Annotated in this window: 13 protein-coding genes; 9 read left to right on the top strand and 4 right to left on the bottom strand. The window is 29.7% G+C overall.

What is annotated here, in order from left to right:
* Nucleotides 1-64: 64 nt before the first annotated feature.
* Together KIB46_RS06620 and KIB46_RS06615 are read left to right on the top strand one after the other, a co-directional pair.
* Nucleotides 65-2,596: a transglycosylase domain-containing protein gene (locus KIB46_RS06620; RefSeq protein ID WP_291671233.1), complete on the top strand. Its 2,532-nt coding sequence runs from the start codon at nucleotides 65-67 to the stop codon at nucleotides 2,594-2,596.
* 289 nt (nucleotides 2,597-2,885) lie between these two features.
* Nucleotides 2,886-4,286, top strand: a complete 1,401-nt coding sequence (locus KIB46_RS06615) for an alanine/glycine:cation symporter family protein (RefSeq protein ID WP_291671232.1) — start codon at nucleotides 2,886-2,888, stop codon at nucleotides 4,284-4,286.
* Between the two features lie 133 nt (nucleotides 4,287-4,419).
* Here KIB46_RS06615 and KIB46_RS06610 read toward each other — a convergent pair whose 3' ends face one another.
* Together KIB46_RS06610 and KIB46_RS06605 are read right to left on the bottom strand one after the other, a co-directional pair.
* A complete protein-coding gene (locus KIB46_RS06610) occupies nucleotides 4,420-5,262 on the bottom strand; it encodes a YcdB/YcdC domain-containing protein (protein WP_291671231.1) in 843 nt (280 codons plus the stop codon).
* A gap of 63 nt (nucleotides 5,263-5,325) precedes the next feature.
* Nucleotides 5,326-6,339 carry a GNAT family N-acetyltransferase gene (locus KIB46_RS06605; protein ID WP_291671230.1) on the bottom strand — a complete coding sequence of 338 codons (1,014 nt, stop codon included), beginning with the start codon at nucleotides 6,337-6,339 and terminating at the stop codon, nucleotides 5,326-5,328.
* Nucleotides 6,340-6,698: 359 nt separating this feature from the next.
* On the opposite strand from KIB46_RS06605, the gene KIB46_RS06600 reads away from it, so the two are divergent.
* From KIB46_RS06600 to KIB46_RS06580, 5 genes are read left to right on the top strand one after another with little or no spacing between them, the layout of a single operon-like run.
* Nucleotides 6,699-7,238: an XRE family transcriptional regulator gene (locus KIB46_RS06600; protein WP_055183605.1), complete on the top strand. Its 540-nt coding sequence runs from the start codon at nucleotides 6,699-6,701 to the stop codon at nucleotides 7,236-7,238.
* A gap of 25 nt (nucleotides 7,239-7,263) precedes the next feature.
* On the top strand, nucleotides 7,264-8,307 hold the full coding sequence (gene potA / locus KIB46_RS06595; protein WP_363290327.1) for a spermidine/putrescine ABC transporter ATP-binding protein: 1,044 nt from the start codon (nucleotides 7,264-7,266) through the stop codon (nucleotides 8,305-8,307).
* 1 nt (nucleotide 8,308) lies between these two features.
* Nucleotides 8,309-9,151, top strand: coding sequence for an ABC transporter permease (locus tag KIB46_RS06590; RefSeq protein ID WP_156560576.1), 843 nt, complete (start codon nucleotides 8,309-8,311; stop codon nucleotides 9,149-9,151).
* On the top strand, nucleotides 9,145-9,942 hold the full coding sequence (locus KIB46_RS06585; RefSeq protein ID WP_156560578.1) for an ABC transporter permease: 798 nt from the start codon (nucleotides 9,145-9,147) through the stop codon (nucleotides 9,940-9,942). Before KIB46_RS06590 ends, KIB46_RS06585 begins: the two co-directional genes overlap by 7 nt.
* Entirely contained in the window at nucleotides 9,929-11,086 is a 1,158-nt protein-coding gene (locus KIB46_RS06580; RefSeq protein WP_291671229.1) for a spermidine/putrescine ABC transporter substrate-binding protein, read from the top strand. The genes KIB46_RS06585 and KIB46_RS06580 overlap by 14 nt, the downstream gene beginning before the upstream one ends.
* A gap of 97 nt (nucleotides 11,087-11,183) precedes the next feature.
* Here KIB46_RS06580 and ndk read toward each other — a convergent pair whose 3' ends face one another.
* Nucleotides 11,184-11,612 (bottom strand): nucleoside-diphosphate kinase, encoded by a 429-nt coding sequence (ndk, locus tag KIB46_RS06575; protein WP_156560580.1) that lies wholly within the window; start codon nucleotides 11,610-11,612, stop codon nucleotides 11,184-11,186.
* Between the two features lie 145 nt (nucleotides 11,613-11,757).
* Here ndk and KIB46_RS06570 point away from each other — a divergent pair, with 145 nt between their 5' ends.
* Together KIB46_RS06570 and KIB46_RS06565 are read left to right on the top strand one after the other, a co-directional pair.
* Entirely contained in the window at nucleotides 11,758-12,030 is a 273-nt protein-coding gene (locus KIB46_RS06570; RefSeq protein WP_156560582.1) for an acylphosphatase, read from the top strand.
* Nucleotides 12,031-12,107: 77 nt separating this feature from the next.
* Nucleotides 12,108-12,734: a tetratricopeptide repeat protein gene (locus KIB46_RS06565; protein ID WP_195963199.1), complete on the top strand. Its 627-nt coding sequence runs from the start codon at nucleotides 12,108-12,110 to the stop codon at nucleotides 12,732-12,734.
* An 84-nt stretch (nucleotides 12,735-12,818) separates the two neighbouring features.
* On the opposite strand, the gene KIB46_RS06560 is transcribed toward KIB46_RS06565, so the two are convergent.
* Nucleotides 12,819-13,757 carry a glucosaminidase domain-containing protein gene (locus KIB46_RS06560; RefSeq protein ID WP_156560586.1) on the bottom strand — a complete coding sequence of 313 codons (939 nt, stop codon included), beginning with the start codon at nucleotides 13,755-13,757 and terminating at the stop codon, nucleotides 12,819-12,821.
* Nucleotides 13,758-13,764: the final 7 nt, after the last annotated feature.

The following is a 13,764-nucleotide window of genomic DNA, read 5'->3' as shown; positions in this document are numbered from 1 at the left end:
CATATTATAATTATGCTATAATAGCATTTATTATTATTAAATCAATTTAATTTAGGAGGAACTGATGGCAAATAAAAATAATTCAAATAAAAATAAAAAAACCTCACAGGGACCATCTAAATCAGGTAGTACTTCTAAGAAAAAGACAGCTGACAATTCAAAAGTAAGTCAAGCTTCTCAAAAAAGTACTTCCTCAAAACCTTCTAAGAATAGTAAAGGTAAAGTTGTTAGTAAAAAGAAAAAAATAATAAAAAGAGTATTTTTAGCTTTATTATTCTTATTCCTGGCCCTATTTGTTATAGGTTTAGGATATGTCTTTGCAATTATTAGTAATACTCCACCACTAGATGTTAATGCTGTAAAAAATTTAAGCCAAGCTTCAGCATTATACGATCGAAATGGGGAGTTTATGGACAATGTCCATTCTGATATTGATAGACAAATCGTAGATGGAGATAAAATACCTAAAAATTTAAAAAATGCCTTTGTATCAATTGAAGATGAAAGATTTTATAAGCATCCTGGTATAGATGCTAGAAGAATACTAGGTTCTGCTGTAACTGATGTAATTAAAATCTTTAAAGGACAAAGAGGTCTTCATGGTGGTTCAACTCTAACTCAACAATTGCTTAAAAATACTATATTAAGCAATGAAGACTTTATAGTTGAAAGAAAAATAAAAGAAATATACCTTGCACTACAATTAGAGAAACACCTAGATAAAGATGCGATATTAGTCCAATATCTAAATACAATTCCATTAGGTGGCGTAACTTATGGAGTTGAAGCGGCTTCAAATTTATACTTTGGTAAATCTGTAGATCAACTTAACTTAATTCAATGTGCTTATATTGCAGGTGTAACTCAAGCACCTCACACTTATAGTGCATATAACCCAAACAATAAAGATAATCCTTCAATCTACTTAAATAGAACTAAAACTGTTTTAAGCAAAATGAAGGAACTGGGGTATATTAGCCAGGAAGAATATAGTCAAGCAATTTCTGATATTGACAATGGTGGATTGGTTTTCACTCCAAAATCAATTTCATATAGACTTGACTATGAATGGTACATAAACCCTACTATAACTGAAGTAAAAAGAGACTTAAAAGAAAAATATAAGTATTCTGATGAAGAAGTAAATAAACTTTTAGCTAATGGTGGATTAAAGATCTATACAAATATGGACAGAGATCTTCAGGACTATGCTCAAAAAGTATTAGATGAAACTACTGCTGCTACTGTTAGAAAACAAGAGACTTATATAGCTGGTACTAAAACTCCAGAATTCCAAGGTGCAGCTACTGTAGTAGATTATAAAACTGGTGAAGTTCTTGCTCTTATCGGAGGAAGAGGTGAACAAGGAGCTAACTCATTAAATAGAGCATATAGCGATTTGAAATCTATTGGGTCATCAACTAAACCATTAACAGTTTACGGTCCTGCTATAGAAGAAAAATTAATTACAGCTGGAGATACAATTGATGATGCTCCTATACCATCTATAGATGTAAATAATGTAGATAATTCACTTGTAGGTAACATAACTATACGTGATGCTTTGGCTCAATCTAAAAATATTGGAACAGTTAAAACTCAAATGAAAATAGGCGATTCACTTTCTAAACGCTATGGTGAAAAGTTTGGAATAACATATAGTAAAGCCTCAAAAGGATATTCTGCCTTTGCTTTAGGGGAATTCCATAATGCATCTGATGATAGAGATGGAGCAACACCATATATTTTAGCTTCAGCTTTTGGTGTTTTTGGTAATGGCGGTGTTTATACTGAACCAAAATTATACTCAAAAGTAACAGATGCTTCAGGAAATATATTATTAGAAAAAGAAACTGAAACAAAGAGAATATTCTCTGAACAAACAGCCTATATAATGTATGACATATTAAAAGACGCTCAAGCTAATTCAGCTACAAATGCTGCAAAATTTAGTACTATGCCAGTAGCTGGTAAAACAGGTACTACAACTGGACGTAAGGACTTATGGTTCTCAGGTTTAACTCCTCATTTATCTGCTTCAGTATGGCTTGGATATGATAATCGTACCCCTATGAATGATGGTTACTCTAGTGCCTCAGCTAGAGTATGGGGTAAAATTATGGCAAAAGCTAGTGAAGGAATGAGCACTAAGGATATTCCAATGCCAGATAACATTGTAAAAGTTGCTGTATGTAAAGATTCAGGACACCTTCCTACAGATTTATGTAGACAGGATCCAAGAGGAAACAGAGTATATGAAGAATATTTCATAAAAGGAACTGAACCAACAGGATATTGTGAAAACCATGTTAAGGTTAAGGTTAATAGTGCTAATAACAAATTAGCAACACCAAACACACCTTCTCACCTTGTTGTTGAAAAAATATTTATTAAGAAGGCTTCACCAAATCCTGCTACAAATGATTACCAATACGTATTACCTACTGAGTATGATGATACTATAGATTCTCCTGTAACACCTCCTTCTGATACTGAAGAAGAGAATGAAAATGTTGACGGAGATGGTGACCCTTCAGAAGAGGATAATAATTCCGAGGGTACAGGGGATAGTACAAATAATCAAACTGAGGAATAAGATAAACCTTGAATATAAAATTAAAAAATAAAGATAACTTTAAAGTTATCTTTATTTTTTTGAATAATTTTAACACCAATCCTTCATTTTCAGAATAAAACTAATTCACTTCCTTCATTTTTTTCTTACAAACCTTATTTTTTTCATATTTTACGTTAATTTTATATACTTTTTATTCTTTTTATGCAACTTTTATTTTTTTTCTTGCAAAAAGTAGCTTTTTCATATATTATAAAAGAGTATTTTATCGTAATAAGCAACAAAATATTACTAGAACGGGGGACAATAAATGGATTTATTAAACAATTTTATTCAATCATTTAATAATTTCCTATGGACTTATATCTTAATAGCTATGCTTTTAGTATTAGGTGTATATTTCACATGGAAAACAAAATTTGTACAATTTAAATACTTAAAAGAAATGTTTAGGCTTCTTGGAGATGGAGCTACTCAAGAAAAAACAAAGGGTAGCATTTCTTCATTTCAAGCTTTTTGTATAAGTACCGCTTCAAGAGTAGGTACTGGGAATCTTGCAGGTATAGCATTAGCTCTTACTGTAGGTGGACCTGGTGCAATATTCTGGATGTGGATAATAGCTTTAATTGGTGCAGCATCAAGCTTTGTAGAATCAACTTTAGCTCAAATCTATAAAACAAAGCAACAAAACGGTTCTTATGTAGGTGGACCTGCATATTACATGGAAAAAGCCCTTGGTAAAAGATGGCTTGGTATTATATTCTCTATATTAATAACAATCACTTTTGGATTAATATTCAACTCAGTTCAATCTAATACTATTGCTCTAGCAATGAATGAAGCATTTGGTACTAGTAACGTTATAATTGGAATACTTCTAACTATCATAACACTTGTTATAATATTTGGTGGTGTTCACAGAGTATCTAAGGTTTCAGAAGTTATAGTTCCTGTAATGGCATTAGCGTATATTTTTGTAGCTTTACTTGTAGTTATAATGAATATAACACAACTTCCAGCTCTAATATCTCTTATAGTAAAAAGTGCTTTTGGTGCTGAACAAGTAGTTGGTGGAACAATGGGTGCTGCTTTATTGACTGGTATTAAGAGAGGTTTATTCTCTAATGAAGCTGGTATGGGAAGTGCTCCAAATGCTGCAGCTACTGCAACTGTAACTCACCCTGTTAAACAAGGTTTAATTCAAACACTTGGAGTTTTCACTGACACAATTATAATTTGTACATGTACAGCCTTCATAATTCTTTTATCAGGTGTAGACTTAAATAGTAATTTAGAAGGTATACAACTTACTCAAAATGCTTTAAGCTCACAAGTAGGTGCTTGGGGAAGTTATTTCATAGCTTTTTGTATACTACTATTTGCTTTTAGTTCTATTGTAGGAAACTACTATTATGGTGAAGCTAACATTGAATTCTTAACAGATAAAAAAATATATTTAACTCTTTATAGATTATTTGTTGGTGCTATGGTGTTCTTTGGATCAATAGCCAACTTAAACATAGTTTGGAACTTAGCAGATGTATTCATGGGATTAATGGCAGTTTTAAACCTTATAGTTATTGCATTATTAGGAAAATTCGCCTTTAAAGCTCTTGAGGATTACAGAGCTCAAAAGAAGGCAGGAATTAAAGAACCAGTATTCAAGGCCAGCTCAATACCAGAACTAAAAAATGTGGATGAATGGAACTAGTGGTTTATGTTTGTTTTGATTATTCCTTGGCAATCTCTAAGTAATATCAAAAACAGTAAAAAAGGAGCTGTATCAAAATAATAAATTATTTTGATACAGCTCCTTTAATTTTCAATTATAATATATCCTCTTTTTATTTTAATGACTTTGTTTCAGTAACAATATCCTTTATTCTATTAATAACTTCTCCACTTTCAGTGGAAACAAAGTACTTCAATCTTGTTTCTTTCCCATCAATTCCTAAACCTTTTATAGAAATAACATAACAAAGTTCTGTTTCATTCTTACCACTATCTTCATAAAAAGCTTTAAATGTTTCTCCTACTATCTCACTCTTTTCCACAAGGCTCAACGCTTCATTTAATGCTATCTCTTCAGCTTTATCCTGAGTTACCTTAATTCTAACTCTATTAGGCTCTTTTAAAGTTGAAATATTTGAATATCCATCTAAAGTTCCCTTTTCCTTATCTATATTTACTATTATTTGATCCTTATAAAAAGGATATCCATCCTCTAACTTAGTAAATATTAATGAATAGTAGGACACTTCTTGCCCTTCACTTTTTATAAACTCTTTAAATTCCACATCACCTTTATATATTTTGTCCAAATAATCTTCTGCTTTTTTAATAGCTTGTTCTTCACTTACTTTGGTCTCACCAATAGTACATACTTTATTCTTGAAACCAATGACTTTAAACTCATTATCAACATCTATACCAAAATCCCTAGTATTTACAATATAATATTCACTCTCATTATTCATATCATATTTCTTTGCACTTTCATAAGATATATTTTTTAATTTTTCAGTTTTATCCACTATATCCTCTGAGTACAACAAACTAACAAACCTTTTAGCTGCTCTTATTTCTTTTGACCCTCCACCAATGTAAGAATAAACAATACACACAAGGCTAACCAAAAGACAAATAATAGTTACAAAAAAGATTATACTCCTCTTCGTATAATTCATAAGATACCTCCACTTTACGAACAAACTATTCCTATATATTTATATTACAATAATATTTAAATTTTATAAAGTACTATTGTACCCTAATTTTTTAGCTATGCTATTTGAAAGCCTTCTTCCATAAACCTTTGTAATCATTCCCAATAGCATCTCTATTTCACCAAGTAAATTGTAACTTACCATTATTTTACCATTATCAACAAAGTTTTTATTAACACTTTCATAGCCTTTTCTATCTCTAAAAAACTTTCTCTCTTCATTGTACTCATTTAAATTAAACTTATCTGTTTTTATACATACATAATCACAATAATGAAATTTTGTATACAAATCCCCTAAAGTACTATTATCTAAATTATTGCCACCTGGAATGAATAATATATCAATTTTCTCTTCCACTTCTTTATTATCACTTATAAATGAAGGGTCTATCTCATGTAGTTTAAAAAGTTCTTTCTTTTCTATTTTATTAGATAGCATAAAAATTTCTTTTGCTAGTGTAAAATCTAAAACATTCATTTCATCATGGATTATAAAACCTACATTTTTAATTGACTCTTCCTTCTTCTCTAAGAATTCATCTTTACTAATTCTTACACTTGCATTTCCGTTTTGATTATATATAATAGTAAACTTAGTTTTCTCAGCAAGCCTTACCCCTGCCTCTGTAGAGATGTTGTCCATTATTATCTCGCCACCAAATTCAATAAAGAAATACTCTAATAATAACTTTACAGCCTCTTCTCCAAAGCCATTATTTCTATATTTAGATAATATCTTAATATTAAACCTTGCAACTTTAGTAGCTGAATCATATCCATGAAAGCTCACCTCTCCTATAGGAGAACCATCATTTAAATACACTAAACAATAAAAGTTTTTACCATCAGATGGATAAACCATTTTTTTATAAAAACCTTCCCACTTACTTCTAGGAAATGAAAAAACCCCACCAATATCCTTCATAGTCTCTTCATCCGACCAAAGACTAGCCACAAACTCTAACTCTTCTAATATTGGCTGTTTTATATAAATCCTCTTTCCCTCTCTCATATATAAACCATCAGAATATAACATAATTCATCACCTATAATATTTCCAACTATTTTTATAATAAATATCTCATATTTATACACCATTATCAATACAAATAATTTTTATATCAAATTCTTATTCTAAATAAACGCAAAAAAACTTTTTATTTATTTTTCTTAGTTATACTAAACTTCCCCTTATATTTTACTAAACTATTTTTTTCATATTTCTCTACACTTCAAGCATACTCTATGTTAGGAGCAAATATTTTTTCCAATATTTTTTATAAAAATATTGATTTTTCCCTCTATTCTATATATAATATTTTTGTTTGTTTAGTAATTTTAAACTATTAGTTTAGTAACAGTTATTTTTATAAATTAAAGATGGTAGGTGTAAATGTGCAAATAGGAGACAAAATTCGAAGATTAAGAGTTGAAAAACAATTAACACAAGAAGAGCTTGCAAATAGGTGTGAATTATCAAAAGGATTTATTTCTCAATTAGAAAATGATCTAACTTCACCATCTATTGCAACCTTAATGGATATACTAGAGATATTAGGTACAAACTTAAAAGAGTTCTTCAGTGAAACTTCTGAGGAGAGAATTACTTTCACCAATGAAGATATGTTTGAAACTGAAAACGAAGAGTTAAAATATCAACTTATGTGGTTAGTTCCAAATGCTCAAAAGAATGAGATGGAACCTATAATGATTACCCTTGAACCAGGCGGAAGATATATAGAAGAAGAACCTCACGAAGGTGAAGAATTTGGATATGTACTTGCAGGAATCATATTTTTACATCTTGGAGAAAGAACTTATAAAGTAAAAAAAGGTGAAAGTTTCTACTATCAAGCGCGTGAAAATCATTATATATCAAATGCTGGGAAAACCCCTGCAAAAGTTATTTGGATTAGTACTCCACCATCATTTTAATTTAGTTTTTTAGAAAGAGGTGTTTATATTGAGTGAAAATATAATTGAATTAAAAAACATTAGTAAACAATATGAAGATAATACAGTCTTAGATAATTTATCTTTAAACATTAGAAAAAATGAGTTTGTTACCTTACTTGGACCTTCAGGTTGTGGTAAGACTACCACTCTTAAGATAATAGCTGGTTTTGAAACTGCAGATTCTGGAAGTATAATGTTTAAAAATGAAGATATCTCAGATATTCCTCCTTATAAGAGGCAATTAAACACCGTATTCCAAAAATATGCACTATTCCCTCATATGAATGTTTATGAAAACATTGCATTTGGGTTAAAGATAAAAAAGCTTTCAAAAGATGAAATAGATAAAAAGGTAAAAGAAATGCTTAGAATGGTTTCTTTATCTGGATTTGAAAAAAGAAGTATAGAATCCCTAAGTGGAGGACAACAACAAAGAGTTGCAATAGCAAGAGCTTTAGTTAATGAACCTGAAGTACTTCTATTAGATGAACCTCTTGGTGCACTAGACTTAAAACTTAGAAAAGAAATGCAATTAGAGTTAAAGAAAATTCAACAAGAACTTGGTATCACTTTTATATTTGTAACACATGACCAAGAAGAAGCACTAACAATGTCAGATACTATTGTTGTTATGAACAAAGGGCTTATACAACAAAAAGGTACACCTGAAGATATATACAATGAACCTGCTAACGCTTTTGTAGCTGACTTCATTGGAGAAAGCAACATTCTTGATGGTGTTATGGCAGAAGACTTTAAAGTTATTTTTGCAGATAGAGAATTTGAATGCGTAGATAAAGGTTTTGAAACAAATGAAGAAATCGATGTTGTAATAAGACCTGAAGACTTTAAAATAGTCAAAGCAGAAGAAGGAATGTTAAAAGGTATAGTAAAATCTGTAATCTTTAAAGGTGTTCATTATGAAATTGTTGTAGAAGAAAATAATAGAACTTGGATTTTACATAACACTAAATTTGCTGAAGTTGATAGTGAAGTAGGATTAGATATATATCCTGAAGATATTCACATCATGAAAAAGGTGAGATAAGATGAAGAAAATTAACAGCAGTAAATCTGCTGCTTACCCATATATTGTATGGAGTTCATTATTTATATTAATACCTTTATTAATAGTTCTATTTTTTAGTTTTACAGTAGAAACTCCTGATGGATACAGCTTTTCTCTTGAAAATTATACAAGATTAATGAATTCTCAATATGCACATATTTTTTATAAATCAATACAGTTAGCTGGTCTAACTACAGTTGCATGTTTAATTCTAGGATACCCTGTTGCATATATTATTTCTAAAATTTCTCCATCTAGAAGAAATTTAGTTATTATGCTTTTTATAGTTCCTATGTGGATGAACTTCCTACTTAGAACTTATGCTTGGTTACCAATCCTAGGTAAGAATGGTTTTGTAAATAACTTTTTAGCTAACTTCGGCATTGGACCAATACAGTTTTTATATAATGATGGTGCAGTATTACTTGGTATGATATATAACTTCTTACCTTTTATGGTATTACCAATATTCACTATACTGTCAAAAATGGATCAAAGTTTAATTGATGCTGCAAGTGATCTTGGAGCAACTAGAAAACAAATATTTACCAAAGTAGTATTTCCCCTAAGCCTTCCTGGTGTTATATCAGGAATAACTATGGTATTTATGCCTGCTGTATCTACCTTTGTTATTTCCAGCCTTCTAGGTGGTGGACAATACATGCTTCTTGGTAACTTAATAGAACAACAATTTACTACTATGGGTAACCGTAACTTTGGTTCAGCAATCTCTATAATAATGATGATTGTTATCCTTATATCTATGGCAGTAATGAATAGATTTGACTCAGAAGACAAAGAAGGGAGTGCAGGACTTTGGTAAATAAGTTTGAAAAATTCATAAAAAGATTTTATCTTGTTATAATATTTGCATTTTTATATGCACCTATAATAACACTTATGATTTACTCTTTTAACGATTCAAAAACTATGGCTAAATGGAATGGATTCACCTTCAAGTGGTATGGAGAATTACTTCATAATGAAAATATAATGAGTGCTCTTTACTATACTGTAGTTATTGCACTTTTAGCTTCAACTATTGCTACAATAATAGGAACTGTTACAGCTATAGGTATACACAATATGAAAAAAGGATTCGGTAAGAACTTCCTACTAAATATTAATTACCTACCTGTATTAAACCCAGATATAGTTACTGGTATAGCTTTAATGTCACTATTTATATTTGTAAAATTAGATTTTGGATTTACAACAATGCTTTTAGCACATATTACTTTTAATATACCTTATGTAATACTTTCAGTACTTCCAAAACTAAAACAACTTCCAGCAAATACAACAGAGGCTGCTTTAGATTTAGGTGCTACTCCTTTTTATGCTTTAAGAAAAATCATAATTCCTCAAATAAAACCTGGAATAATGGCTGGATTCTTAATGGCATTCACAATGTCTATAGATGATTTTGTAATTTCATTCTTTACTACAGGTCCTGGAGTTTCAAATCTATCTATAGAAATTTACTCTATGGCAAGAAGAGGTATTAAACCAGAAATTAATGCTTTATCTACATTAATGTTTATTACTGTTTTAGCTTTATTGCTTATAGTTAACAAAAAATCTTCTAGAGGTGATAGTATTGAAAATGCATAAAAAATTAATTGCCCTAATATCAGCTACTATTCTTATATCTAGTTCATTAATAGGTTGTGTAGGCAGTAAAAGTGAGTCTAATAAAGTAATTAATGTATTTAACTGTGGTGACTATATAGATGAAGAATTAATTACAAAATTTGAAGAAGAAACTGGATACAAGGTTGAATATTCTACATACGATACTAACGAAATCATGTACTCTAAGATTAAATCAGGAAGCAATCAGTACGATTTAGTTTTCCCCTCTGATTATATGATTGAAAAAATGATTAATGAAAATATGGCAGAAAAGATTAACTTTGATAATATACCAAATTATAAATATATAGATGATAAATTTAAGAACTTATCATATGACCCTAATAACGAATATTCAGTTCCTTATATGTGGGGAACTATAGGAATCATATATAATCCTGAAGTTGTAAAAGAAGAAGTTAATAGCTGGGATATATTATGGGATAAAAAATATGATAAAGAAATAATAATGTTTAACTCTGTTAGAGATACTATGGCTATTGCATTAAGCAAACTTGGTTATTCAATGAATTCAACTAATCCAGAAGAAATAAAGAAAGCTGCAGATATACTTATAGAGCAAAAGCCAATAGTTAAAGCATGGTTTGTTGATCAAGTTAAAGATGCTATGATTAATGATGAAGCAGCACTTGCAACTGTATGGTCAGGTGATGCTAATTACATAATAAGTGAAAATCCAAAACTAGAATATGTTGTACCAGAAGAAGGTTCTAATAAGTGGTTTGATGCTATGGTAATTCCTAAAGGTGCTCCTAATAAAGAAGGTGCTGAAGCATTTATAAACTTCTTAACTGACCCAGAAAACTCATTACAAAATGTTGATTATATTCAATACTATACTCCTAACTGGAAAACATACGAAATGTTAGATGATGAAGTTAAAGAATCTTATCCTACTGATGAAACCCTTGATAAATGTGAAGTATTTAAAGATTTAGATAGAGATTCTTTAAAGATATACGATGATGAATGGATAAGAATAGGTAGTACATCCACTAATAATAGTACATCTCCTTCCCTATTAGGCTTTTTAGGTATGGGATTATTTCTAGGAATATTTATATTACTTATACTTTATCTATTAAAGAAATTTAAGAAATAAAGGTGTAGCTCCAAGCCACATCAAAACAAATATCCCCCACTCCTATATAAAAAATAAGCTGTGTAATATTGTAACATTACACAGCTTATTTTTTATATTAACCAACCAATACACTTTCTGCAACTTCTGGAAACCATATTGCCAATTCCCTATTTGCACTTTCTACAGAATCAGATGCATGTACACAATTTTCTGATTTACTTGTAGCAAATGCCTTTCTAATAGTTCCCTCTTCTGCTTCATTAGGATTTGTGGCTCCATTTATTTTTCTTACGCTTTCTATAGCATTCTCTCCCTCAATAATAAGAGCACACAAAGGACTTCTAGTTATAAACTTTATTAACCCTTCATAAAAAGGCTTTCCCTTATGTTCTGCATAATGCTTTTCTGCTAATTCTTCAGTTGCTCTTTCCATCTTTAAAGCAACAACCTTTAACCCCGCCTTTTCATAATAACTAATTACTTCACCAATTATGTCTTTCTCCACTGCATCTGGCTTAATTAAAACCAAACTCTTTTCCAACACTTTGAATTACCTCCTCATTTTCTCAATACCCAAAGAAATTATATCTTATTTTCTGAAAATTTACAATATTTTTTGTATTTTGTTAATTGTATATTATGTGCTATAATTCTTTTTAATGAATAATTACAATTTGGAGGATAACTTGATGATTAGATGCTTAATTATAGTTGAAGGAAGAGTACAAGGGGTAGGCTTTAGATACTTTGCTCAAAGTAATGCTATAAAATACGCCCTAACTGGATTTGCAAGAAATTTAAATAATGGAATGGTTGAAATACAAGTTCAAGGCTTGGAAGAAAATATATCTAAATTCCTATCTATAATAAAGGAAGGAAATAGATTTATTCGTGTTGATGACTACTCTCTTAAGAAAATAGGCTTGGTAGAAGATGAAAATAAATTCAAAGTAAGTTATTAAATATCCATTTTTACTTTTATTACCTTTTTCTAGATGATATAATATATATTATAGTAATCAAAGAAAGGGGAATGCATATGAAAGAAGTTGTAGCTTTAACAAAGCTGGCTGAGGATGCTATAAAAAAGAATGAGTTAAAATTGGCTAAAGTTGCTCTTGTAAAAGCTATAAAACTTAACCCAACTTCAGCTCCATCTTATATGCTTTTAGGTAATGCCTACTATTTATTAGGGGACAAGCTTAATTCTATCAAGTGTTATCTAGCAGCTATACATATACAAATAAGCACTTTTACCAAAATGCAAACTGCTACCTTTTCTACTATGTTAAATATTAAGTTTGATAATGCCCCAGAAGAAATAAGAGAATTGCTACCTTGCAAAGAAGGTATGATTATATATGAGGATTCAAGTATTCCTAGTCATATAGCACATTCATTTTTTGATATAGATCCTGTTGATAAATTAGACCCTATAGTAAAGGAATGTTCAAAGATATACAAAAAGCATTTGCTAACTAGAAAATCTATTAAAGAGATAACCTCAACTAGTAACATATGCTATGAAGATTATTTAAATTTTGACGAGAGTCATTATATAGTTTTAGGAAGAGAATTCTTAATAGATCACTTAGACTGGGATAACATTAACTCAAAAGAAGTTTTAAAACTATATTTTTCTAATAAAAATAAGCTAAGTTTATAATTACCTTTTGGTATTTATGAAATTGTACCTTTTGTTTCAAAAAAACCCCACGTATTAAATACTGGGGTTTTTTTCATTCTTCTTTTATTCATTCTTAACTGCTTCACTATCAATAATCATTAAATTGTTATCCTTAATTAACTCTATTAATAAATCTGCATAAATAGCTTCTCCTTTAGAGTTCTTTTTAGTGCTATATCCTGCATCCTCTAAAGCTTGTGCTTGCTCAATATAGTTCTTCCCATCAAATAATCCATTTTTTCTATATCTACTATTTACATTCAAAAAATTTCCAAGGTCATTAACAGACTCTTCTAATGAATCATATGCTCTAAAATTAGCTTTTATAGTATCGTTGTAATTTTCTTTAGTTGAGAAAGTAGCTATTTTCCCCTTCCATCCTGCACTTGCTTTTATACCAAAATAATTATTATACTTAGCAGACAATTCAGATTTCCCCCAGTTTGATTCTAAGATAGCTTGGCTAATAGTTACTGAAGGTAAAACTCCGCTTTTCTTATAATTCTCTATACTTATTTCTTTCATATTCTCTATCAGCTTGTCCTTTTCTTTATCAGAGTCTCCCCTAATATTTCTCAAACTAACCTCACTTAAATTTTTCAAGTTTTTTTCAGCCCTTTTTTTCTCTTTATCTGTAAAGTCTTGTTCTTCTAAAACTTTCTCAAAATCCTTTATGTTATTATTCTCATCATAAAACCACTTGCAAATTTCCTCTATCTTCTTTTTATTTATATTATTATAATCTATGTTTTTAATGCCATCTATAGCAGCTACTTCTTTCCAATTTAATTGCTTTCTCCATCCACTAAAACTATCTACATAATCTATATAATTATTTATACTTTCTGAAGATATAAATTCTCTATTATTAGTAAATATATATTTTAACCCCATAAAGAATGTAACTAGCAAAATAAAAGCAAATATTCTTCTTATTAAAAACTTATACTTATTTCTATTTATTTTTCTTCTTTTGTATACTTTCCTTCTTTTTTTAACCATCTTACCA

This window comes from Clostridium sp. (assembly GCF_018372875.1).
GTDB lineage: Bacteria > Bacillota > Clostridia > Clostridiales > Clostridiaceae > Clostridium.
Note: the sequence above shows the minus strand (reverse complement) of the source record. Positions and strands in the feature narration are given on the sequence as shown.